We start from the raw sequence: 23,189 nt of genomic DNA, 5'->3' as shown, positions 1-23,189 counted from the left end.
TCAATGTTTTACATAGAATCACTACCGATTCGCGAATCGGGCAAAAAAGTGATTCTTTTCCGGGGTTTGACTCGTGTTCTTGAAGCGATCGGGCGTGACCGCGCAAAATTAATTTTGTGATCACGCCTGTGAAAGTCGCTATCTCAGCCGTTTTCGCGCAGGATTGCGCCCGCCAGATACAAGGATCCGCAAATCAGGATGCGTGATTGCGGATCGGCTTTCGTGATGGTGGTGACTGCAGCCTCGACCGTGTCTGCGGTGCGCGCCGTCATCCCGACTTTTGTGGCCTCATCCGCCGTGGTCTCGGCAGGAAGGGTGTTGGGCTCGTCAGGGATGGACACGGCGGTCAGGCTGTCGGCCACGCCTGCCAAGGGGCGCAGATAGCCCGCGATGTCTTTGGTGTTCAGCATCCCGCAGATCAGATGAGTTGGCCGCTTGGGCAGATCGGCCAGAACGCCTGCCAGCATCTCGCCCGCTGCCGGGTTGTGACCGCCGTCCAACCACAGCTCGGCGTCACCCGCAGCGTTGATCAGCGGGCCGGTTTTCAGACGCTGCATCCGTGCGGGCCATGTGACGTCGCGCATCGCGGCTTCACAGGCAGCTTCGTCAAAGCCCAGAACGCGCAGCGCGGCAATTGCGGCGCCAGCGTTTTCGATTTGGTGCGGGCCGATCAGGGCGGGCAGGGGCAGATCCAGTAGCCCGTTTTCGTCTTGGAAAATCAGGCGGCCACGTTCTTCCCAGAAATGCCAGTGCTGACCATGTACGAACAGCGGGCAGCCCAGCTTGGCGGCGCGCGCCTCGATCACCTCGAGCGCTTCGTCTTTCTGCGGGCCAACCACGCAGGGCACACCGCGTTTCAGAATGCCGGCTTTCTCGCCCGCGATCTCGGGCAGGGTTTCGCCCAGAAACTGTGTGTGGTCGATCGAGATCGGGGTGATCACGGTCAGCGCGGGTTTCTCGACCACGTTGGTCGCGTCCAGCCGTCCACCCAGCCCGGTTTCCAGCAAGGTGTAATCGGCTGGCGTTTCGGCAAAGGCCATCAGGCCAGCGACGGTCGTGATCTCGAAATATGTGATGTTCTCGCCGCCATTGGCGGCATAGCAGCGGTCCAACACCTCACTCAGGGCGTCTTCGCTGATCAGCTCGCCCGCCAGGCGGATGCGTTCGTGGAAACGCGCCAGATGCGGCGAGGTATAGGCGTGCACCGCCTTGCCCGCGCCCTCAAGCCCCGCGCGGATCATCGCTTGGGTCGAGCCCTTGCCGTTCGTGCCCGCCAGATGGATCACGGCAGGCAGCTTGTCCTGCGGGTTGCCCACGGCCTTCAGAAGCCGCCAAACACGATCAAGCGTCAGGTCGATGATTTTCGGGTGCAGCGACATCATCCGGTCAAGGATGACGTCCGAGCCTTGGGCGCTCACGCTTTGTCAGCCTTTTCGGCGTCTGCGGACACCTCTTCGGTCTGAGCCGGTTCGGCTTCAGCTTCCGGCTCGGGCTTCGGCAGATCGCCCATCACTGCAGGCGGTTGGCCGGTCAGCATGCGCAGAATCGTCACCAGCTCGTCCTTCATGTCCTTGCGGTGCGTCACGCGGTCCAGCATGCCGTGATCCAACAGGTATTCAGCGCGCTGGAAGCCCTCGGGCAGTTTTTCACGGATAGTCTGTTCGATCACGCGCGGGCCTGCAAAGCAGATCAGGGAGTTGGGTTCGGCAATATGCACGTCGCCCAGCATCGCGTAGGAGGCCGTCACGCCACCCGTGGTCGGGTGGGTCAGAACAACAATATAGGGCAGGTTCGCCTCTTTCAGCATCTGCACGGCAACCGTGGTGCGCGGCATCTGCATCAGCGACAGGATGCCTTCCTGCATCCGCGCGCCACCTGCGGCCGAGAACAGCACCAGCGGACGTTTCAGAGCCACGGCACGTTCGGCAGCCGCAATGATTGCGTTGCCCACATACATGCCCATCGAGCCGCCCATGAAGCTGAAATCCTGCGCCGCCGCGATGATCGGGGTGCGGCCGATTTCGCCTTCCGCCACCAGCATCGCTTCGCGTTCGCCGGTGCCCTTGCGGGCGGACTTCATACGCTCGGGATATTTCTTCTGGTCTTTGAACTGCAGCGGATCGTCGATCGGGGCGGGGACGTCCACCTCGGTGAAGATGCCGCCGTCAAACAGATGCATAAAGCGCTCACGCGGCGTGATCGCCATGTGATGATCGCAGCTGGTACAGACATTCTGGTTCTCGGCAAATTCGCGGTGGAACAGCATGGTTCCGCATTCACCACATTTGGTCCACAGATTTTCCGGCACCTCGCGTCGCGAAAAAAGCGAGTTGATGCGGGGGCGGACGTAGTTCGAGATCCAGTTCATCGCCAGACTTCCTTGTTGCGTTTGGCCTTAGTTAGTCTGCCTTGACGGCATTTGCAATTGGGGCTTGCCGCTGCGTGAGCTTCCACCAGATTACAAATGCGACCAGAACCAGCACGGTTTGCAGCATCACCGAGGCCGACGTGGTCCATCCCATCAGATCGACCTCGGCCACGAAAAGGGAAAAACCATCCAAACTTCCCGCATTGCCCATCAGCACCATCGACATGTTGTTGCCGAAGTGCAGACCGGCGGCGGCGCCGATATTGCCGGTGCGGAGTGTCACGAAGCTTAGTACGATGCCCACGACGCTGGTGTGGATGACATAAAACACCGCGTTGATGCCCCAGGTAGAGGGGTCCGCGTGCAGAAGGCCGAAGGCGACCGAGGGTAGGACCGCCCAGATCCAGACCGACTGAAACCGGGCGCGGAGTTGTTGAAGCATATAGCCGCGAAAAACCAGTTCCTCGGCGAAAATCTGGATGAAGATCAGAATCAGGGCGGGGATAAGGATCAGCAGCCATTCGCGCGTTGGCAGGTTGCGTTCAAGCTGGGTCTGATCTTGCGGCGCGATGAGGAGCGGTTCGAACATTTGCAGCAGGCCGGCGGCAAAGCTGATCCCTAAAGCGATCAGGATGCCGATGCGGAACTGTCGCCAAAGCACGCGTTTCTGCGGGCCAAAGAGGGTCAGAAAACTGCGTTTGTGCAGAAACCGTACGACCAGCCACAGGCCAAGGTGATAGCCCAAGAAGGTCAGAAAGAAGATCGCTGTATGTGTTGGGGTTGCCCCGTCCAGGATGGTGGCGGGATCTTTGTCAATCAGCCACGCGCCGCCCATGAATATCGCAAAGGTGGCCGCGAAAAAGACCACGTGGATCAGGGTGAAGCCAAGAACGGACCGCCAGATCTGGCAGGAGTGCTGCGCAGCGGACCAGAAGTAAGACTGGGGGGCGGGGGTCACGGGACGGCTCCTGTACACTTCAACTGGATAGTCCCGACAAATGTGTCGTGGATCGCCGAAAAGGACAATCAGGTTTTCCGTGACTTGCGCCCTGCCGCTCAGAGTTGCTATCCGATCAGAAGGGAACCAGAAATTGTGCAGGGTTGAGTGTGTAGGTGTTAAGTAGTCGAAAAGCCGGAGTTTTCAGGCATCACATACGTTGGGTGGTGGGGGCTGCCCTGACCGCGGCCCTTGCTGGCTGTTTCGGAGGCGCCAAGTCAGATGACATCCGAAACAGCCCTTTGTTTTCAAAGCAAGCGCCATCGGCGTCGCGCGATTTGGTGCGGCGGCGGACGGTCATGTCCGGGGCTGTAACCATCGCCGCGCCCAAGGGATATTGCGTCGATGTCAGTTCGCTGCGGGATCAGACGTCGGGGGCGTTCGTGCCGCTCGGCGCCTGCGCAGCCCTGACGCGCAATGCTGCCGATCCCAGCCCCAAGTCCCCTGCTTTTCTGGCGGCAAGCGTGACAGACCAGCCTGCTGGCGCAGCCGTGGCCGACAAGGATCCAGCCGCGTTGACGGCGTAGGCGCGCCGCTTTCTGGAAAGCACCGCTGGTCGTGCCGCGCTCAGCCGCTCGGGCGATGCCAGCACCGTGACCGTTCTGGACCTGAAGACCGCGTCGGGCGTGGTGAAAGTGCTGACGCACGACAGCTCGGATAATCGTCCGGAATCCTTGTCGGACACGACATGGCGTGCGTTCCTGCCGGTTGGTGACAAACTTGTCGTCGCCAGCGTCACCGGGTTCACAGAGCATCCGCTTGATCAGCGCAATGGTCTGGCGCAGTTGGATAAATTCATCGCGGCGATCGAAAAGGCCAACCCCTGAAACCGCGTTGGTGTCGGTGGCGCGGCGTCAACTTTTCGCAAATTGCGAAATTAACGATTATCTGATTAAGTGCGGCCATCCTGACACCTGATCACCACCAGAACGGGCAGAGACACAGACATGCAAAGCTGGATTACCTCGCTTTCGGATCGCTTGGCCGACCGCCGCGCGCTGCGCCGTTGGGCGCGCGCGGCGCGCGATGCGGGGGCTGTCGATAAGCCCGCGCTACGGAACGCACGTGTGCGGGCCCGGCAGTTGCGACAGCAGTTGGATCAGGTGCTCTACACCGCTGACAGCCGCTTGGCCCTGCCCGCGTTGGGGTCGAATACGTTTCAAAAGCCGCTGCATTCCGATTGGGCGTACCGCCCGGAAGCGTGGCGTGGTCCGCTAGAGCCATCCGGCGTGGCGTCGATCAAAAACGCGACGCCCTTCGGGGACGAGGTGAAGCTGTTTCACGATTGCCCCCTGGCCGAGGTCGCCGTCCGCCAGGTGCGCAACACGCGCGAAGCGGACCTTGCCCCGTTTGGCGTGTCGCTCGAGGTGTTTGGCTTCGAAGGTTCGTTCCTGTCCTTTGCGGTCGAGCTTCCCGAGGCCGCAACCGACGGCCTGCATCGCAACCACATCGTGCGCCTGTCCGTGACTGCCGAGTCCGAGCGCTCCATGGACGTCTTCGCGCGTCTGAACATCCAGCACGGCCCGAACCACGAACAGTTGCCCGACAAACAAACCCTTAGGAACGGCAGCGCGCAGTTCGAATTCGACCTCGCTTATTCCGGGATGAACGAAAAGCGGGTGCAGAAAATGTGGGTGGATCTGGTGTTCGGTGATCCTGAAATGAACCAGATAACGCTGCGCGATCTGACACTGTACCGTTATCCCCGTGCCGAGATTTAAGGCCACCAGTTGAGAAGGAGCACTCATGGCTGACATGTCGCTTGAGAAAGCCCGCATTCACGCAGGCATCTGGGAAGGTGTCCTGACTGCGCCCGTCGATGCCGCGCCCGCGCTTCAGGTGATGCATCAGGCGCAGGTGGTTTCAGGGATCGAGGTGACCGCTCTGGACGGCCAGCCCGGCCAGTTCAACGTGCGTGTTCCGATCCCGGCCGCGCTGCTGGGCGACGGCATCCAGACCTTCGTCATTCAGGACAAAGCGACCGGGCAGACGCTGGACAGTTTCGTGATTGTCACGGGCGAGCCGCTTCAAGCGGACATCCGGGCTGAGATGGATCTTCTGCGTTCGGAACTCGACATGCTGAAGCGGGCCTTCCGTCGGCATTGCCAAGCGGGTGACGACGCATGACCTCGATCCTCGTCAGTGCGTGCCTGCTGGGGCAGAAAGTACGCTATGACGGGGCGGCGAAAACGCTTGATGATGAACGACTAAGCCGTTGGGCCGAGAGGGGCTGGCTGCATCCGATCTGCCCCGAGCTTCTGGGCGGTCTGCCGGTCCCACGCCTGCCCGCCGAAATCGAACCGGGCCATGATGGTGCGTCGGTCCTGTCGGGGCAGGGGCGTATTCTGGACCTGCATGGTGGCGACGTGACGGATGCTTTCTTGCAGGGCGCCAAGATCGCTGTAGTCACGGCGCAGAAGCACGGATGCAAATTCGCGCTTCTGACCGAGGCCAGCCCCTCTTGCGGAACCGATGTGATCTATAGCGGCCACCATGACGGCGTTCGGCGCGCCGGAATGGGAGTCGTGACCGCGGCGCTGACACAGGCCGGGGTGCAGGTGTTTTCTTCGGAACAGATCGGCATGCTGGCAGCCCTGATCGACTTCTGAGTGGTCGATCTTAGACTTGAAACACGAATACTCTGCCACGGCTTCGGCGTTCTCGGGACATTCGTGTCACGTCGTGATCGAATTAAAAGATCGAACACTCTAGGTTACGCAGCGTTTCAGGTGACAGCGCTTTACGTGCACGTCAATATCCTTGGAAACAGGCAGCCCGAGGACCGCTATGACCCGCTACCCACATCTTCTTGCCCCGCTCGATCTTGGTTTCACCACGTTGAAAAACCGTGTGCTGATGGGGTCGATGCACTCCGGACTTGAGGAGCGCGGCGATTGGAATCGCGTGGCCGAGTTCTATGCGACCCGTGCGCGTGGCGGTGCGGCCCTGATCGTGACGGGCGGGATGTCCCCGAATGAAGAAGGCGGCGTGTTCCCCGGTGCGGCTGGCCTGTTCTCGGACGAAGATATTGCCAACCACAAGACAGTTACGGATCGTGTGCACGCCGAGGGCGGCAAGATCGCCATGCAGATCCTGCACGCGGGCCGCTATGCCTATGGCCCGAACTGCGTCTCGGCCAGCCCTGTGAAGTCCCCGATCTCGCCCTTCCCACCGAAAGAGCTGGACGAAGAAGGCATTCAGAAACAGATCGACGATTTCGCCACCGCCGCCGCCCGCGCCAAGAAAGCTGGGTACGATGGGGTCGAGGTCATGGGCTCGGAAGGCTATTTCCTGAACCAGTTCCTTGTGACCCACACAAACAAGCGCGAAGACCGTTGGGGCGGGTCTTATGAAAATCGTATGCGTTTGGCCGTAGAGGTCGTGAAGGCCGTGCGTGCCGCCGTTGGTCCCGAGTTCATTATTATCTATCGCCTGTCGATGATCGATCTTGTCCCGAATGGCTCGACCTTTGACGAGGTGATCCAACTGGCCAAGGAAATCGAGGCCGCAGGCGCGACCATCATCAACACCGGCATCGGTTGGCACGAGGCGCGTATCCCGACCATCGCCACCTCGGTTCCGCGTGCGGCGTTTACGTGGGTGACGAAAAAGCTGATGGGGCAGGTGTCGATCCCGGTCATCACCTCGAACCGGATCAACACGCCCGATGTTGGCGAAGAAGTTCTGGCAGGCGGGGCCGCCGACATGGTGTCGATGGCGCGCCCGTTCTTGGCGGACCCCGATTTTGTCGTGAAAGCGGCCGAGGATCGTGCCGGTGAAATCGCGCCCTGTATTGCCTGCAACCAAGCCTGTCTGGATCACACCTTTGGTGGCAAGATCTCGACCTGTCTGGTGAACCCGCGCGCCTGCTACGAGACCGAGCTCAGCTATGACCTGACCGACACGCCGAAATCCATCGCCATTGTCGGCGCTGGTCCGGCGGGGTTGGCCACCGCGCTGGTCGCGGATGAACGCGGCCATAAGGTGACGCTGTTTGATCGCGCCGATCAGGTGGGCGGGCAGTTGAACATGGCCAAGAAGATCCCCGGCAAGGAAGAGTTTATCGGGCTGGTCGACTGGTATGACCGCATGGTGCGGGCCTCGGACATTGATCTGCAATTGGGGCGCGAGGTGTCTGCTGACGATCTGATTGGTTTCGACGAGGTGGTGATCGCCACCGGCGTGTCCCCGCGTGATCCGCAGATCGACGGGCAGGACGGTGCAAATGTCCTGTCTTATATTGACGTGCTGCGCCACGGCGCGCCTGTGGGTAAGAACGTGGCCATCATTGGCGCTGGCGGCATCGGCTTTGATGTTGCGGAGTTTCTGACACAGGCGGGCGACAGCCCAACCGAGAACCTCGAGGAATGGCTCGCCGAATGGGGCGTGACCGATCCGGGCGATGCGCGCGGCGGGTTGGCCCCGGAAGGTCCGAAACCCGAAGCCCCTGCGCGTCAGGTCGTGTTGCTGCAACGCAAGGCACAGGCGCTGGGCAAGGGGCTGGGCAAAACCACCGGCTGGATCCACCGCGCGACCCTGAAAATGAAGGGCGTCGAGATGCAGGGCGGCGTGAACTACGAACGCATCTCGGACGAGGGGCTGATGGTCAGCTCGGGCGAGGCGCGCGAGAACCCGCGCGTGATCGAGGCCGACAACATCATCCTTTGCGCGGGCCAAGTGCCCGAGCGCACAGTTTTTGATCAGCTGGCCGAGAAAGGCATAGCCGCGCATATCATTGGCGGCGCAGATGTCGCGGCCGAGCTTGACGCCAAGCGGGCCATCGACCAAGGATCGCGATTGGCGGCCTCGCTTTAATTTGGTAGGGGCCTGTAAGGAGGCCCCATGCTATTCCTGTCGATCTTTTTGGGACTTCTACCCAGCTTCCTTCTGATAGGGCTGGGCGGGCTAGTGCGTGGGCGCCTGTCTGACAACGCGTGGCAGGGGCTGGATCGCCTGAATTTCGAGATCCTGTTCCCCGCCCTTCTGTTCGTCGCCGCCGCCAGCCGTCCGATCGAGATTGCACAGGTCATCACCATGGCGCCCGTGGTCTGGGCAATTCTGGGGATGGGGCTGGTTCTGGGCTGGCTGACGCGCCGCATCGGGCCAGAGCGCTTTTTGGATTTTGCAGGCGCGTGGCAGGTCACATGGCGCTTTAACACCGCGCTGGGGCTGGTGGCCGTGGGCCTCTTGCAGCAGGGCGGTCTGGGCGAGATGGCCGTGGCCGTCGGCATGGGCGTACCCGTCGCCAACCTATTTGCGGTCAGTGCGCTGTCGCGTGGTGGAGCGATGGGGCTGAAACAGACGCTTCAGAAGATCGCGCTGAACCCTTTCCTTCTTGCCAGCCTGTCGGGCCTGTGTGTGGGCCTTCTGAAAATCCAGATCCCACAACCAATCCTTGCACCGCTCGAGTTGTTGGCAAAAGCCGCCATTCCCGTCGCGCTGTTGTCCATCGGGGCCACGATGGAGTGGAAGGCTCTGGCGCGATTGAACCAGTTCAGCGCCGCCATTTCAGCGATCAAACTGGTGGCTCTGCCTGCCTTTGCGCTTGCCTGCGGCCTTGTCTTGGGTCTGACGCCCGGAGTTGCCTCTGTTCTGGTGGTGTTCGCAGCGCTTCCAACGGCGTCGGCTGCACATGTGCTTGCGTCCGCATTTGGGGCAGATCGCCGTCTTGTGGCCACATTGATTGCACAAACGACTTTGCTGTCCGCCCTCAGCCTGCCCCTTTGGATAACAATCGCCGAAGTAGTGTTTACCTTACGTTAGGGTGGGTGCATGTTCGGATGGCTGTTCTTTAGTTGAGGTTTGGCAGTTCTTGCCAATAGACACGTTCCCGCTTGCAGCTTTGGGTTGTGAGGCGCTTGAGACCTGTAAAATTGTCTTGTTTCCAGATCGTAAACATAAATCAAATTACCCCCTTAATGTCGGCAGGTCTTCACAGTCTTGCCCCAATTTGTGGCGATACAAACATGGCTGCGAGGATATTTTTTTTAGAGAGTGAGTGATGGATCGATTGACCGAAATGGAGGCATTCGCGACAGTTGTGGATCAAGGGGGATTCACTGATGCCGCCAAGAAGATGGGGATCTCGAAGTCTGCTGTATCAAAGCATGTGTCCAGTCTTGAAGCGCGTTTGGGTGCGCGGCTTCTGAACCGGACGACACGGCGTGTCAGCCCAACCGAGATTGGACTTGCCTATTACGACCGCGCGCGGCGTGTGCTGAATGATGCGGGCGAGGCGGATGCATTGGTGACGTCCATGCAATCGGCCCCGGCAGGGATGCTACGCATCTCGGTCGCGACAGATTTTGGCGTCAATCACCTGAGCCCGGTACTGGGTGAGTTCTTGAAGGACTTTCCCGACGTCACCGTGAACATGGAACTGGCAAACCGGTATGTCGAGCTGATCTCGGAAGGGTTCGACATGGCCATCCGTGTGGGCGAGCTGGAGGATAGCTCGCTGCGCGCGCGCAAGATCGCTGAAACCACGCGCAAAATGGTTGGCAGCCCCGCCTATTTCGAGCACTACGGACGCCCGCAGCGCATTGACGATCTGAACAATCACAAGCTTCTGCACTATTCCAGCCAAAGCTCGGGCAATGTGTGGAAGATCCCCGCCCCGTCGGGTGAGCTGCGACAGGTGCGTTCGGCCGGGTGGCTTAGCGTGAATGACGGGCAGTCGCTTCTGAACGCCGCGATCTCGGGTCTGGGCATCGCGTATCTGCCAAGCTTCCTCTACGCCGATGCGTTAGAGCAAGGGTTGGTGGAAGAGGCCATTCCCGATTTGCCCGCCGACGTGCAGGGGATCTATGCGGTCTACCCTCCGGGCCGGTTCACGCAACCCAAAGTACGCGCGTTCATTGATTTTCTGGTGCAAGCCTTTGCAAATAAAGGGCCAGACATCTGGTAAAGGCAGAGCAGAAACAGCGAAGAGCATCTGCGGCGGGCTGGTCCCGCCGTTTTTTTGCGGGTTAGTTTGTGTTCAGCAGCACCGCTTCCACGCGGCGGTTCAACTCGCGCCCCTCGGCTGTGGCATTCCCCGCCAAGGGGGATAGATAGCCCACGCCATCGGCAGACAGTTGAGCTGCGTCCACGCCATAGCCGTTGATCAGACGCTCCATCACCGATGCGGCGCGCTTGCGGGACAGAGCGACGTTGCCGTCCAGACTGCCTTCGGCATCCGTATGACCGACCAGTACGATCCGCCGGTTGGGGTCAGCGGCCAGAAAAGCTGCCAAGTCAGACAGTGCAGGTACGACGCCATCGGCAAGCTCTGCCGATCCGGTCGAGAATGTCAGGCCCGATAAAACCACATGCCCAAGGGTCGATAGCTGTACGTCCAACGGATCGCTTGGCTGCGGTGTCGAAATCGGAGCGACTTCGGCCGTCGTCAGAAGCGGCGCGGCGTCTTTCGGTGATGTCACGAAAGTCAGTTCGAAGAATGCGTCCTGCGCGCTTTGGCTAAGCAATATCTGGGCGAAGCTGTCATCCTTGCGGGCACTTAGAAAGTGATAGTCTCCTAGGTCGACGAACATGTCCGGAGACCCGAAATGCCCGATCTGAAACCGGAAATCGAACCCGCCACAGGACACGGCTTGGCATTGATACAGGATGCGATAGCCGTCTTTGCGCAACTGATCCCGCAACGAGGTCAGGATCTGGTAACTGCGTTGGGCCTGACCGGGCGCGCGCCATGCCTGCCGGGTCACATGACCGACGGCGGTGGTCGCAGGAACGGCCACGCCGTCAAATCGGCTTGTGGCGATTTCCGCTTGGCCATTTTCCGCGACCTCAGCCTGAAGTCTGGAGCCTGCGGGCAAGTCCAAGGCCGCTGCCCCGAAGGGAAGCGTGGCGACCACACAGACAAGAGCAAACAGGCGGCGGGGCAGGATCATCGGCTTTGGGCGTGATATTCGTCGTTTGGTTTCATCCCGACGGCGGATGCCATGCGGTTGGACATCGAAAAGAACCCAACCGTCGCCGCGATGTCCCAGATGTCCCGATCCGAGAACCCAACATCGCGCAGCGCCTGACGATCCGCTTCCGAGGTTTCCGAGGAGGCTTTGGTAATCTTCTCAGAGAATGCCAGCATCGCAGTCTGACGCGCATCCAGATCGGCCATGCGCCAGTTCATCACCATCGCCTCGCCCAGTTGCGGATTGCCCGACAATTGGCGCACGGCAGCGCCATGGGCGACCTGACAATACCAGCACCGATTGATCGAGCTGACGACCACCGCGATCATCTCGCGTTCCAGTTTGGACAGCCCGCTGTCGTCCAGCATCACCTCGTTATACATGTCCATGAAGGGGCGCAGCTTTGCCATGTCAAACGCATAGGCTTGCAGCACATTCGGGATCAGCCCCAGCTTTTCATCGCAGATGTCGAAGTATTTCTGGATGTCGTCAGGCAGGGGGTCGACCATCGGCAGGTCAAGGGCGGTTACAGGGCTCGTTTTTTGCGACATACTGTGTCCTTCTTAGCGTTTCGCACGGTAATGGTAGTGCCCAACCAGATGCATGCCAAGATTTGCATATAGCGGATTTGCGGCGTGGTTGCCTTGGGTCACGATCAGGGACAGGAACTCGGCGCCCTGATCTTCGGCCCACTTAGCCGCCTGCTTCAACAGGTTTTGCCCAGTGCCCATGCGACGCAGCTTGGGATCGACATGCAGCGCGTGGGCCATGGCGATGCCGTCATGGACACCCACGAAGCCTACGCCCGCAGGGGTGTCATCGGTGCGCGCCAGAAGGGCGGTCTTGGGGCAATCCGCGCGGTCCATCACGGCGCGGCGGTGTTCGTGGATGCCGCCTTCTTCCCACAGCTCGGTCATGATCGACAGCATAGGCCAGATTGCAAAGGCCGACACTGGCGGCAGCGGGTCGCGGGTCAGCTCGGCCACGGGAATGACCCAGATGTTCACCGGGTCAACAATATCATAACCGTGTTTGCCCAGCATCTCGTCCAGATGCTCGTCGCCTGCACGGATTTGGAACAGCGGGTCCATGCCCATGTCGCGCATGGCTTTCTCGGCGGCGGGCAGGTCGGCTTCGGTGGTCGGCCAGTTCTCGGTCGCGGCGGACACGCGTTTGCCGCCGCCTGCGCCATCACGCACCACCCATGCGCCAACACGATGCGTGGCGGCCGGGGGCCAGGTTGCTTCACAGACCTCGATCAATTGCTCGGCGGTGGGAAGATGGGGCGTTTTCATGTGGCCTCCTTGAACTGGTCTTGAAGCGCGCGGGTGGCGTTGTCTAACAGGGCCACATCCGTGCCGCGAATAACGATGTTGACGCCGAATGCGCCGTTTTCAATGAAAGGGTAGGATCCGAAACTGAGTGTAGCATAGTGCTGGACAAGCTGCCCCAAAGGTCCGGCAATGTCGCCTTCGCCCCGGTTAATCCGCACGGTCCTCGACACCAATGGCGCGCCGCCGGTCAGGCCGGGCAGGACGCTTTCGACCATGGCTGTGAAGACCGACGGGACGCCTGCCATCACATGCACGTTTTCCAGCGTAAATCCGGGCGCGACCGAGACAGGATTGTCGATCAGCGTGGCCCGATCCGGGATGCGCGCCATGCGTTGGCGGGCAGCGTTGAACTCGCGGCCGTTCTCAGCGTAATAGGCGGCTAGCAGGTCGCGGGCGTCGTCGCGAATGTCGATATGGTCGTCAAAGGCGCGGGCGATGCAGTCGGCGGTGATGTCATCATGCGTCGGACCGATCCCGCCGGACGTGAACACATGGTCATACCCGGCGGAAAGGGCTTTCACGGCGGACACAATGGCGTCTGCGTCGTCGGACACCACGCGCACCTCTTTCAGATCAATACCGTGCTCGGTCAGGCGGCCTGCAAGGTGATGCATATTCGCATCCCGCGTCCGGCCCGACAGGATTTCATCTCCGATCACCAGCATTGCGGCAGAGGGGTTGGGCATCGCTTGTTCCTTTCCTGTTTCCGGTATAGGCCCGGGATATGGAATTTCCCAGCCCTCTTGTGCCCGCCACGCTTGTCCGTCGTTATAAACGCTTTCTTGCCGACTGCCTGTTGACAGATGGTCGCGAAGTGACAGCCCACTGCGCCAATCCCGGATCCATGATGGGGCTGGCCGAGCCGGGGTCGAAAATCTGGTTGGAGCCCAACGACGATCCCAAGAAAAAGCTGAATTTTGGTTGGCGTTTGGTCGAACACGCGGATGGGCATTTCACCGGCGTCGATACCTCGGTCCCGAACCGGGCACTGAAAGCCGCGCTTGAAGCACGCGCCGTGCCGGGGCTGGGCGACTATCACTCTGTCCGGGCCGAGGTGAAATACGGTGAGAAAAGCCGCATTGATTTCCTGTTGGAAGGCGGCTTGGAAGGTAGTGGCCTGACCTATGTCGAGGTGAAGTCCGTCACCCTGTCCCGCCAAGCCGGTCTGGCCGAGTTTCCCGACAGCGTCACTGCGCGCGGCACCAAGCATCTGGGAGAGCTGGCGAATATGGTCGGCGAAGGCCACCGGGCCGTGATGCTTTATCTGGTGCAGCGCACGGATTGCGACCGGTTCGATCTGGCGCGGGACATTGATCCCGCCTATGGGCGGGCCTTCGACGCGGCACGCGCCGCCGGGGTCGAGGTGATCGTTCTGGGCACGACAATTTCGCCGTCTGGGGTCGATGTCGCAGCCCCTCTGGCGTCTTTGGCCTGAACGCCCTATCTAGGGGGCAGAAGAAGGAAACCACCATGGACGACAAGATGCGCGTAACCAAGGAAGGCATTCGCCTCTATGACCCGGCGGATTTCGCCGGCATGCATGCAGCGGGTAAGCTGGCGGCAGAGATTCTGGACCGTGTGGCCCCGATGATCGCCCCCGGTGTGACCACCGCCGAACTGGACGCCGCGATCGAGGCGATGGTGGACGAAGCGGGCGCCGTATCGGCCACGATCGGCTATAAGGGCTATAAGCACGCGTCGTGTATCTCGCTGAACCATGTGGTTTGTCACGGCATTCCCGGCTCGAAAACGCCGAAGATGAAGAATGACAAGACCGGCCGCAAACATGACGAGCTGGTCGAGGGCGATATCCTTAACATCGACGTCACCGTGATCGTCGATGGGTGGTATGGCGACACCAGCCGCATGTACAAGGTTGGCGCGGTCAAACCCTATGCGGACCGTCTGATTCAAGTAACCCATGATGCGCTGATGGAGGGCATCGCCGCCGTCAAGCCGGGCAACACCTTCGGCGACATCGGCAACGCCATCCAGAAATACGCCGAGGCGCAGCGTATGTCCGTCGTGCGCGATTTCTGCGGCCACGGTCTGGGTCGCGTGTTCCACGCGCCGCCCAACGTGCTGCACTATGGCCGTCCGGGTACGGGCGCCGTGCTGGAAGAAGGCATGTTCTTCACCATCGAACCGATGATCAATCTGGGCCGTCCGGAAACCAAGATCCTGTCCGATGATTGGACCGCGATCACCCGCGACAAGTCGCTGTCGGCGCAGTTCGAACACTCGGTCGGCGTGACGGCGGATGGCTGCGAGATCTTCACCCTGTCGCCCGCCGGGAAGTTCCACCCGACGTGGGGTTGATAGGAAAGTTTACTTAGGGGAAACTTTCTGAGGTTTCCCCCTAGTCACCGAATTCTCTTTGAATCTGTGGTGCCTGCTACGTTTCGGCGTACTCGCAGATCGTGATCACCGTGTCACCATAGCGGCGACTATCCAACTGGGTGACGCCCGCGGGCGGGATCACCGGCACGTTGTCTTCCCACACGATCAGCGCACCGTCTGCGACCCAGCCTGATTTGATCGCCGCCGCCAACGCCTTTTCCCCCAGCCCTTTGCCATACGGCGGGTCCAAAAAGATCAGGTCGTGCGGTGTACCTTCGGGCAGCCGGGTGGCGTCGCGTTTCAGCACCGTTGCCTCGTCGGCGCAGCGGCATTTCTGGATGTTCTCGCGGATCAGCGACAGCGCCTTTCGTCCGTCATCCACCAAGGTGACATGGGAGGCCCCGCGCGAGAGCGCCTCAAGCCCCAGCGCGCCGGTGCCTGCGAACAGGTCCAGCACGCGTGCGTCGTCGATGGGGTCTCCAAAGCGCCCGCCTGTCAGCATGGAAAACAGACTTTCACGCACGCGGTCGGTGGTGGGGCGCAAATGTGCGCCCGCATCCCCCTTGCCGACACTTGCCAGTGCCAGCCCGCGAAAACGTCCTGCGATGATCCTCATGCCAATAGGGCTTTCAGTTCGGTCTCGGGATCGGCCACGGCTGCTTTGTCGGGCGATTTGCCGCCTTCGACCAACCGCTTGCCGACCATATAGGCGCGGGGTTCGTTCATTGCGTCCACGGCCAGCAGGGTGTCGCCCTGATAGTACCAGAAGCTGACGCTGCCGTCCTTGTCGCCGGGGCGGGTGACGATGTTGTCATAGCCCGTGTTCAGCCCCGCGATTTGCAGCTTCACGTCATACTGATCCGACCAGAACCACGGCTTGGCGACATAGTCGACGCCTTCGCCCAGCATGTTGCGGGCGACGATCTCGGCTTGATCAATGGCGTTAGGGACACTTTCCAGACGGATCCGCTCGCCGCGATAGGGGAAGGACGCGCAATCGCCCGCTGCCCAGATCGACGCATCCGAGGTGCGGCCCCCCGCGTCGGTTTTGATGCCATTTTCCAGCTCAAGCCCCGCGCTTTCGGCCAGTGCGCTGTCGGGGGCGATCCCGACGCCAACGATGGCGAAATCAATCTCCAGCTCAGTTCCATCCGACAAGGTGGCACCCGTCACACGCCCCTCACCGGTCAGACGGTCCAGCCCGACGCCTTCGCGGATGTCGACGCCGTGCGAGGCATGCAGCGCGCGGAAATAGTCCGAGGTCTCGGGCGCGGCGACCCGTTGCAGAATGCGGTCAGCCATTTCGACCAGCGTGACTTTCAAGCCCTTCTTGGCGGCCACCGCTGCGGCCTCAAGCCCGATATAGCCGCCGCCGATGATCAACACGCTGCGACCCTCGGCGAACTCGGGCGCCATGCCGTCCACATCGGCCAAGGTGCGCACCACATGGACGCCGTCCAGTTCGCCACCAATCGCAGCAGGCAGATAACGCGGCGTCGATCCGGTGGTGATGGCCAGTTGGTCATAGGCGATCCGCTCATCCCCGATCACCACCTCTTTCGCCGCCGCGTCAATCGCGTCCACGCGGGTGTCCAGCCGCAGGGTGATGTTCTGGTCGGCATAGAAGTTTTCGGGGCGCAGATAGAGGCGCTCCAGCTCCATCTCGCCCAGCAGATAGGACTTGGACAGGGGCGGGCGCTGATAGGGCGGCGCGCTTTCCGCGCCGATCAAAGTGACCTCTCCGTCGAAGCCCGTGTTGCGCAGTTTGGCGACCAGCGATGCTCCGGCCTGTCCGGCTCCGATCACGACGATATGGCTCATGGTTTTCTCCGCGTTTCTGTCAGGGGACGATAGGCCGAAAATAGTTGCTTTGGCAACGATTTGCGTTCTTTCTCTACACAAGATTGTTGGATGACATGGCGCTGAAATAAGTCAAAAGTCAATTTGCTGAATCATAAGTAAGGAATGCGCGAATGACCCTGAGTGTTGGTGACACGTTACCCGATGTAAATCTGTTGCGGATGGGCGCGGAAGGCCCCGAACCTGTCAGCCTGTCGTCCCTGTTGGCGGGGCGTAACGTGGTGATCTTTGCTGTGCCTGCGGCGTTCTCGGGCACTTGCTCGAACGCTCATGTCCCCAGCTATATTCGTACCAAACCCGCGCTGGGTGAGGCCGGGGTGGACGATGTGATCTGCATTTCCGTCAATGATGCGTTTGTGATGAGCGCCTGGGCGGACAGCACCGGAGCGGCCGAGGCAGGGCTGTTGTTCTTGGGCGACCCGCAATCCGAGTTCACCAAAGCCGTTGGCATGGATTTCACCGCGCCGCCTGCGGGCCTGATCAACCGCTCGAAGCGCTACGGAGCCTATGTGGTGGATGGCGAGGTGAAGATCCTGCATATCGAGGACAACCCCGGCATGTGCGGTATCTCGGCTGGGGAATCGATGCTCGAGGCCATTCGGGGCTAAGCCTTTTAGTCGTGTTCCGACACGTCCACGGATTTGAACGGGCCGTAGGATGTCAGGATGTCGATATCCTGCGCCACGGCCCTGCGTTCTGAGCGAAGAAACTGGTCGACGGCCTCGCGAAAGCCGGGGTCGTTGATCCAGTGCAGCGAATGGGTGGCGGCGGGCAGATAACCGCGTGCCAGTTTGTGTTCGCCCTGCGCGCCGGCCTCGACACGGGTCAGACCGTGCTGAATGGCAAAGTCTATGGCTTGGTAATAGCACAGCTCGAAATGCAGGAACGGGTGGTCCTCGACACAACCCCAGTAGCGGCCGAACAGCGTGTCGCGGCCAATCACGTTTAGCGCGCCGGCCACGGGGCGCCCGTCACGTTCGGCCAGCACCAGAAGCACATCCTGAGCCATCGTGTCATGGAGCTGATCAAAGAAGGCGCGGGTCAGATAGGGGCGGCCCCATTTGCGGGCGCCGGTGTCCTGATAGAAATGCCAGAACGCGTCCCAATGCTGCGGTTGGATCTGGTCGCCGGTTAGGGCGAGGATGTCACCGCCAAAGCTTTGCGCAATGCGGCGCTCCTTGCGGATCTGCTTGCGCTTGCGGGAACTCAGTGCATTCAGGAACGCATCGAAGTCCGCGTAGCTGTCATTCTGCCAGTGATATTGCAGCCCTTCGCGCGCCAACAACCCCATGGCCTTGCCCGCCGCAGCCTCGTCCCCCGTGCAGAAGGTCACATGGGCCGAGCTAATCTGGTTGTCTGCCGCGATCTGCACCATGCCCTGCACAAGGGCCGCTTGTCCGATCTGCGTGTGGCCGGGGCGGGTCAGGAAGCGGCGCCCCGTGACGGGCGAGAACGGGACGGCGGATTGCAGCTTTGGATAGTACCGCCCGCCCGCGCGTTCGTACGCATCCGCCCAGCCGTGATCGAACACATATTCGCCCTGACTGTGGGTTTTTACGTAAAGCGGCATCACCGCGATGACCTGTTCGCCCGCGTGCACCGTCAGATGCTGCGGATGCCAGCCTGTGCCTTCCCCGACCGATCCCGAACGCTCCAGCGCCGACAGGAAAGCGTGGGTGGTAAACGGGTCCATGGCCCGCCCGCCCGCGACCCGTTCGGGGCAGGCGCAGGCATCCCAATCCTTTGCGCGGATGGCAGCAAGGGATTGGTGGGTGCGGATGTCGACTTGGGTTTCGCTCACGGTCCTATTGAGGGGTAGAGAGCTGGGCTGGTCAAGCCAGATAGCCTTCGAACGTGACGTTGTCGGCGATCTTGCGGGCCTCGGCCTCGACCTCTTGCGATCGCACCGTCCAGCACAGAACCGGCACGCCGCGATCCTTCAGGCGTGTGACCGCCGGGTTGTCCAGATCCCGCACGTCATGGCTGATGAAGCTTGCGCCCACCCGGTCAAAGTCGGGGATGTCGCGCAGGCGCGCGCGCGTTGCGGCGGGCAGAAGCGAGGTGTCTTCATCCCTGTAGGCCTCGGTCGTCAGGCCAAGGGGGAGGGAGGTGTTGTGCTTGCCGAATTCCTCGACCGAATGGGGGTTGAAGGACATGACGGCGACATCGCCCGTGTAACCTTCAAGCGCCTCGGCTGTGGCTTTCTCCATCACCCCGTCATGCGGACCCATCGCACCGTGTTGGTCCTTGAGTTCGACCAGAAGGGGTACGCGGCCGGCGACGATATCCAGCACTTCGGCGAAGCTTGGAATGCCTTCGTCCCCGCCGGTCAGCCCGATCGCGCCCAGTTCTACCGCGCTGCGTCCGCGCACCGGACCCGTGTCGCCGGTCAGGCGGGACAGGTCATAGTCGTGAAAGACCATGGCCTGCCCGTCTTTCGACATCTGCAAATCAATCTCGATCCCGTAGCCCGCATCCACAGCGGCGCGAATGGCCGCGCGCGAATTTTCCGGGCGGCCTGCCGACAGGTCGTGCAGGGCGCGGTGGGCGATGGGGCGGTCAAAGAAGCTTCGCGGCAGGGGGACGGGTTTGCGGGTCATTTGATCTGGAAGATGCCTTCGATTTCCACGGCCACGCCAAAGGGCAGGCTGGCGGCAGATACGGCCGAGCGCGCGTGCCGGCCTGCATCGCCCAAGGCTTCGACCATGAAGTCCGAAGCGCCGTTGATCACCTTCGGCTGGTCACCGAAATCGGCGGCCGAGTTCACGAAGCCCACCAGTTTTACGACGCGCTGCAGGCGGTCCAGATCGCCACCACAAGCGGCTTTTACTTGGGCCAGCAGGGCGATGGCACAGCTGCGCGCAGCGTCGGCGCCTTCTTCGGCGGTCATGTCGTCGCCCAGCTTGCCGGTCAGGAACGCGCCGTCTTTCATCGAGATCTGGCCCGAGACATGCACGAGGTCTCCGACCTGAACATAAGGCACATAGTTGGCAGCAGGGGCAGGGGCGTCAGGCAGGGTGACGCCCAGTTCAGCAAGGCGGGTTTCAAAAGCGCTCATCGGGCGATCCTTTCAAGTAGCAGGCCCAAGGGGCGGGCCTTTTCAGGACGCTAGCCCGCGTCCGGGATCAGGGGAAGGGGGAAACCGACGCCTTCGTGCTTTTCCCCGTCGCGCTGGATCAGGACTCGCGGAAGGCTTTCTTGAAATAGTCCGAAAGGGGTTCGATCAGATACAGGATTGGGCTGCGATCCGACGTGCGGATGAACGCGGACACCGGCATGCCCGGAAGCAGAACAGCCCCTTCGGGTAGACGTGCGATCTCGCCTTCGTCCATCTGAATTTCCGCCACATAGAATGCTTGTCCGGTCACGTCATCCACAAAGGAATCCGCCGAAATGCGTGTGACATGCCCCAAAAGGTCTGGGGTTTCACGGCTGTTGAAAGCGGGAAACTGCAGATACACCTTCTGCCCTAAGAAAATCTGATCAACGTGCAGCGGCTCAACCCGCGAGTTGATCACCAGATTGCGGTCCTGCGGGACGACATACAGCAAGGGTTGGGCCGGTTGGATCACCGCGCGTTCCGCAAAGACTTGCAATCCGTGGATCACGCCAGTGACCGGTGCGCGGATTTCCAGGCGGTCCAACTGCTCCAGCAGATTGCGGCGCTGCTCGGACAGATCGCGCGTGTTGGCGCGGGAATCGCGCAGCTCTGAAATCGCCTTTTCGCGCAGGTCTGTTTGCAAAGAGATGCTTTGCAATTCCGTCTCGGTGATGCGCAACTCGGCTTCGGCGCGAGAGGCAGAGAGTTCGCCCAGACGTCCGGATATTCCAGCTTCTTCGCGCTTCAACCCCAGCACGCGCGAGGCTTGAGACAAGCCTTTGTCCAGCAGGGCTTGCTGATTTGTCAGTTCCTCGCGGATTAGGGCCAACTGCTCGCGTAGCGCGGTGGTTTGTGCGTCCAGCCCGTCCAGTTGGCGCGAGATCTGGGTCTTGCGTTTCTCGAGCTGTTCAAGCTGCGTCGACATCCCGTCCATGCGCGAATTGAACAGGCGCGTTTGGCCCTTCATCAGGCTGTCGATTTCCGGGTTGTTCGCGGCGGCTTCGATCAGTTCGGGATCAAACGTCAAGCCGTCAGCGCCGTCACGCTCGGCCTCGTACCGGGCTTGGCGTGCCTGAAGTTCAAAATACTGGCCTTCGATGATCGTCAGCTGTGACGCCAGTTGCCCCGCATCCAAGCGTACCAGCACATCGCCGGCCTGCACCACGTCGCCTTCTTTGATCAGGATCTCGGTCACGACGCCGCCGTCTGGGTGTTGAACGACCTTGCGGTTCTGCTCGATCTGCACCTGCCCTTCGGCGATCACGGCACCAGACAATTTGCTGGCGACGGACCATGTGCCAAAGCCGCCGATCAGGACCAGCAAGGCGATGAATCCAAGGATCAGCGGGCGGCGGGCCGAGAAGTTCGGGGCGTGAATATCCTGTGTCATTGCGTGCCCCCGTTGGTCTGGGCCGACTGGATCTGCTGCGCATTCTGAACATGCTTGTTCAGCACCTCGTCGCGCGGGCCGAAGCTGCGTGCGACGCCATCGTCGATAATCAGCAGCAGGTCACATTCCCGAATGGCGGCGGGACGGTGGGCCATGATCATCACGGCACCGCCGCGGTCTTTCACCGCGCGGATCGCGTTGTTCAACGCCTGCGTGCCTTCGTTGTCGAGGTTCGAGTTCGGTTCGTCCAGCACCAGAATGACTGGTTCGCCATAGATCGCGCGGGCCAAGCCGACACGCTGCATCTGGCCGCCGGACAGGGGCGCCCCCCCCGGAGACAGTCGTGTGTCATAGCCGTCGGGCAGCGACAGGATCAGATCATGCGCACCGGCCATCTGAGCGGCGGCAACGACTGCGGCTGCGTCGGGCTGCAGTTCAAGCCCCGCGATGTTTTCGGCAATCGTACCCTCGAACATCTGCACGCGCTGCGGCAGATAGCCGATATACTGCCCCAAGGCCTCGGGTGTGTAATTGTCCAGCGATGCACCGCCCAAGCGGACCGTGCCAGCATCTGGCGTGACAACGCCAGTCAACACCCGCGCGAGGGTCGATTTACCCGACCCGGATGGGCCGATGACCCCCAGCGCCTCTCCTGGGTTCAGGTCGAACGTGACCTGTCGCAGGACGGCGCGGCTTGCCCCACGGGGAATGACCGTCAGCTTGTCCACCTTCAGCTTCGCGTCCGGCCGCGGCAGCGTGGTGCGTTCCTGTTCGGGGGGCGTTTCGGCCAAAAGCTCGGCCAATGCCTGCCAGCCGGACCGTGCGCGTTGCACCAGTTGCCATTGGCTCACGGCCATATCCACGGGCGCAAGGGCGCGGCCCAGCAGGATTGATCCCGCGATCATCGCGCCCGGAGATATCTCTCCTTTCAAGGCCAGATACGCCCCAAGTCCCAGCATCGCGGATTGCAGAAACTGGCGGAAGGTCTTGGACATGGCGGAAAACTGCCCCAGCCGATCCGAGGCGCGCAGGTTTTCATATAGCGACACGTCGCGCGACTGATGCCAGCGCTTATACGCACCGCTGGACATGCCAAGCGCGCGGACCATCTCGGCTTCGACGCGCATCTGTTCGGCCATTCGATCTGCGTGGTGGGTGGCGATCGTGGCCTTGGTCAGGGGCCCCTTGGTCATGATCTGGTTCAGTATCGTGATGCCGATCAGCACGGCCCCACCCGCGATGGCCAAAATGCCCAGCCACGGATGAAAGATGCTGATGGCAAACAGGAAAAACGGGGTCCAAGGAATGTCGAAGGCGGCGGTGATGACCGGGCTGGAGAGCAGCTTTTGCACCGCCTCGAGATCCTTTAGCCCAGCCGACGTGCCGCCGTCTTTGCTGGGGTGGCGCATCACGGCTGAAAACACCCGATGATCAAGCGAGGCCTGAAACTGCGCCCCGGCGCGCGCCAGAATGCGCGCGCGGGCATAGTCCAGAATGCCCATCATCAGGAACAGAAAGCCCATCAGCAGGGTCAGGGCGATCAGCGTCGCCTCAGACCGGCTGCCCAGCACCCGATCATACAGCTGCAGCATATAGATTGGTGCCGTCAGCATCAGCAGGTTCACAAAGACCGAGAACAGCGCAACGCTCCACATCAACCCGTGCAGCTTGCGGCGCTGAGATCGGAGCTCTTCCAGCCCTTGAATCAGTTGGTTCTGTTTCATGTCGGTCTGTTTATTCCTATAAACGCCTGTCTGCAGCCCGGACGGCCTTTGACGCTTGGCAGGTTTCTGCTTGCACCTGTCGCCAAATAGTCACATTCAATAGCTGCGGAAGCCTTAACATCTGTGCAATTGGTCTGCATCTATTATGTGTTGCCCGAATAAG

Annotated in this window: 25 protein-coding genes; 11 read left to right on the top strand and 14 right to left on the bottom strand. The window is 61.1% G+C overall.

Annotated elements, in window-relative coordinates; translation table 11 throughout:
• Window positions 1-143: 143 nt before the first annotated feature.
• From MWU53_RS09700 to MWU53_RS15995, 3 genes are read right to left on the bottom strand one after another with little or no spacing between them, the layout of a single operon-like run.
• Window positions 144-1,418, bottom strand: a complete 1,275-nt coding sequence (locus MWU53_RS09700) for a folylpolyglutamate synthase/dihydrofolate synthase family protein (RefSeq protein ID WP_247092798.1) — start codon at window positions 1,416-1,418, stop codon at window positions 144-146.
• Window positions 1,415-2,368: an acetyl-CoA carboxylase, carboxyltransferase subunit beta gene (accD, locus tag MWU53_RS09695; protein WP_247092796.1), complete on the bottom strand. Its 954-nt coding sequence runs from the start codon at window positions 2,366-2,368 to the stop codon at window positions 1,415-1,417. Before accD ends, MWU53_RS09700 begins: the two co-directional genes overlap by 4 nt.
• A gap of 31 nt (window positions 2,369-2,399) precedes the next feature.
• Window positions 2,400-3,326: a type II CAAX endopeptidase family protein gene (locus tag MWU53_RS15995; protein ID WP_247092794.1), complete on the bottom strand. Its 927-nt coding sequence runs from the start codon at window positions 3,324-3,326 to the stop codon at window positions 2,400-2,402.
• A 338-nt stretch (window positions 3,327-3,664) separates the two neighbouring features.
• On the opposite strand from MWU53_RS15995, the gene MWU53_RS09685 reads away from it, so the two are divergent.
• The 8 genes from MWU53_RS09685 to MWU53_RS09650 all read left to right on the top strand — a co-directional run bounded on the left by MWU53_RS09685 (window position 3,665) and on the right by MWU53_RS09650 (window position 10,272).
• A complete protein-coding gene (locus MWU53_RS09685; RefSeq protein ID WP_247092792.1) occupies window positions 3,665-3,892 on the top strand; it encodes a hypothetical protein in 228 nt (75 codons plus the stop codon).
• Window positions 3,893-3,958: 66 nt separating this feature from the next.
• A complete protein-coding gene (locus MWU53_RS09680; RefSeq protein ID WP_247092790.1) occupies window positions 3,959-4,192 on the top strand; it encodes a hypothetical protein in 234 nt (77 codons plus the stop codon).
• Window positions 4,193-4,312: 120 nt separating this feature from the next.
• Complete coding sequence (locus MWU53_RS09675; protein WP_247092788.1) at window positions 4,313-5,086, top strand: DUF6478 family protein; 774 nt, start codon at window positions 4,313-4,315, stop codon at window positions 5,084-5,086.
• A gap of 25 nt (window positions 5,087-5,111) precedes the next feature.
• Window positions 5,112-5,492, top strand: a complete 381-nt coding sequence (locus MWU53_RS09670) for a hypothetical protein (protein ID WP_247092786.1) — start codon at window positions 5,112-5,114, stop codon at window positions 5,490-5,492.
• Window positions 5,489-5,974 (top strand): DUF523 domain-containing protein, encoded by a 486-nt coding sequence (locus tag MWU53_RS09665; RefSeq protein WP_247092783.1) that lies wholly within the window; start codon window positions 5,489-5,491, stop codon window positions 5,972-5,974. The genes MWU53_RS09670 and MWU53_RS09665 overlap by 4 nt, the downstream gene beginning before the upstream one ends.
• 178 nt (window positions 5,975-6,152) lie before the next feature.
• Window positions 6,153-8,180, top strand: a complete 2,028-nt coding sequence (locus MWU53_RS09660) for an NADPH-dependent 2,4-dienoyl-CoA reductase (protein WP_247092781.1) — start codon at window positions 6,153-6,155, stop codon at window positions 8,178-8,180.
• 27 nt (window positions 8,181-8,207) lie between these two features.
• Complete coding sequence (locus tag MWU53_RS09655) at window positions 8,208-9,128, top strand: AEC family transporter (protein ID WP_247092779.1); 921 nt, start codon at window positions 8,208-8,210, stop codon at window positions 9,126-9,128.
• A gap of 238 nt (window positions 9,129-9,366) precedes the next feature.
• Window positions 9,367-10,272 (top strand): LysR family transcriptional regulator, encoded by a 906-nt coding sequence (locus MWU53_RS09650; protein ID WP_247092777.1) that lies wholly within the window; start codon window positions 9,367-9,369, stop codon window positions 10,270-10,272.
• A gap of 61 nt (window positions 10,273-10,333) precedes the next feature.
• On the opposite strand, the gene MWU53_RS09645 is transcribed toward MWU53_RS09650, so the two are convergent.
• The 4 genes from MWU53_RS09645 to MWU53_RS09630 are packed head-to-tail and all read right to left on the bottom strand — an operon-like array spanning window position 10,334 to window position 13,298.
• A complete protein-coding gene (locus tag MWU53_RS09645) occupies window positions 10,334-11,257 on the bottom strand; it encodes an OmpA family protein (protein WP_247092775.1) in 924 nt (307 codons plus the stop codon).
• Window positions 11,254-11,829 (bottom strand): peroxidase-related enzyme, encoded by a 576-nt coding sequence (locus MWU53_RS09640; protein ID WP_247092773.1) that lies wholly within the window; start codon window positions 11,827-11,829, stop codon window positions 11,254-11,256. Before MWU53_RS09640 ends, MWU53_RS09645 begins: the two co-directional genes overlap by 4 nt.
• Window positions 11,830-11,841: 12 nt before the next feature.
• A complete protein-coding gene (locus MWU53_RS09635) occupies window positions 11,842-12,573 on the bottom strand; it encodes a GNAT family N-acetyltransferase (protein WP_247092771.1) in 732 nt (243 codons plus the stop codon).
• Window positions 12,570-13,298 carry a molybdopterin-binding protein gene (locus MWU53_RS09630; RefSeq protein ID WP_247092769.1) on the bottom strand — a complete coding sequence of 243 codons (729 nt, stop codon included), beginning with the start codon at window positions 13,296-13,298 and terminating at the stop codon, window positions 12,570-12,572. The genes MWU53_RS09635 and MWU53_RS09630 overlap by 4 nt, the downstream gene beginning before the upstream one ends.
• Before the next feature lie 38 nt (window positions 13,299-13,336).
• Here MWU53_RS09630 and sfsA point away from each other — a divergent pair, with 38 nt between their 5' ends.
• Both sfsA and map read left to right on the top strand, forming a co-directional pair.
• Complete coding sequence (gene sfsA / locus MWU53_RS09625) at window positions 13,337-14,047, top strand: DNA/RNA nuclease SfsA (protein ID WP_247092766.1); 711 nt, start codon at window positions 13,337-13,339, stop codon at window positions 14,045-14,047.
• A 35-nt stretch (window positions 14,048-14,082) separates the two neighbouring features.
• Window positions 14,083-14,931, top strand: a complete 849-nt coding sequence (map, locus tag MWU53_RS09620; protein WP_247092764.1) for a type I methionyl aminopeptidase — start codon at window positions 14,083-14,085, stop codon at window positions 14,929-14,931.
• A 76-nt stretch (window positions 14,932-15,007) separates the two neighbouring features.
• On the opposite strand, the gene rsmD is transcribed toward map, so the two are convergent.
• Window positions 15,008-15,568 (bottom strand): 16S rRNA (guanine(966)-N(2))-methyltransferase RsmD, encoded by a 561-nt coding sequence (gene rsmD, locus MWU53_RS09615; RefSeq protein WP_247092762.1) that lies wholly within the window; start codon window positions 15,566-15,568, stop codon window positions 15,008-15,010.
• A complete protein-coding gene (locus tag MWU53_RS09610) occupies window positions 15,565-16,773 on the bottom strand; it encodes an FAD-dependent oxidoreductase (protein WP_247092760.1) in 1,209 nt (402 codons plus the stop codon). Before MWU53_RS09610 ends, rsmD begins: the two co-directional genes overlap by 4 nt.
• 152 nt (window positions 16,774-16,925) lie before the next feature.
• Here MWU53_RS09610 and MWU53_RS09605 point away from each other — a divergent pair, with 152 nt between their 5' ends.
• On the top strand, window positions 16,926-17,420 hold the full coding sequence (locus MWU53_RS09605; RefSeq protein ID WP_247092758.1) for a peroxiredoxin: 495 nt from the start codon (window positions 16,926-16,928) through the stop codon (window positions 17,418-17,420).
• Window positions 17,421-17,425: 5 nt separating this feature from the next.
• Here MWU53_RS09605 and MWU53_RS09600 read toward each other — a convergent pair whose 3' ends face one another.
• The 5 genes from MWU53_RS09600 to MWU53_RS09580 form a co-directional block, all read right to left on the bottom strand.
• A complete protein-coding gene (locus MWU53_RS09600; protein WP_247092757.1) occupies window positions 17,426-18,613 on the bottom strand; it encodes a GNAT family N-acetyltransferase in 1,188 nt (395 codons plus the stop codon).
• Window positions 18,614-18,644: 31 nt separating this feature from the next.
• Entirely contained in the window at window positions 18,645-19,412 is a 768-nt protein-coding gene (locus MWU53_RS09595) for a glycerophosphodiester phosphodiesterase family protein (protein ID WP_247092756.1), read from the bottom strand.
• Window positions 19,409-19,870 (bottom strand): RidA family protein, encoded by a 462-nt coding sequence (locus MWU53_RS09590; RefSeq protein ID WP_247092755.1) that lies wholly within the window; start codon window positions 19,868-19,870, stop codon window positions 19,409-19,411. Before MWU53_RS09590 ends, MWU53_RS09595 begins: the two co-directional genes overlap by 4 nt.
• A gap of 118 nt (window positions 19,871-19,988) precedes the next feature.
• Window positions 19,989-21,302: an HlyD family type I secretion periplasmic adaptor subunit gene (locus MWU53_RS09585; RefSeq protein WP_247092754.1), complete on the bottom strand. Its 1,314-nt coding sequence runs from the start codon at window positions 21,300-21,302 to the stop codon at window positions 19,989-19,991.
• Window positions 21,299-23,026, bottom strand: a complete 1,728-nt coding sequence (locus MWU53_RS09580; RefSeq protein WP_247092753.1) for a type I secretion system permease/ATPase — start codon at window positions 23,024-23,026, stop codon at window positions 21,299-21,301. The genes MWU53_RS09585 and MWU53_RS09580 overlap by 4 nt, the downstream gene beginning before the upstream one ends.
• Window positions 23,027-23,189: the final 163 nt, after the last annotated feature.

It is taken from the genome of Aliiroseovarius sp. S1123 (assembly GCF_023015885.1).
In the GTDB taxonomy this organism is placed as follows: domain Bacteria; phylum Pseudomonadota; class Alphaproteobacteria; order Rhodobacterales; family Rhodobacteraceae; genus Aliiroseovarius.
Note: the sequence above shows the minus strand (reverse complement) of the source record. Positions and strands in the feature narration are given on the sequence as shown.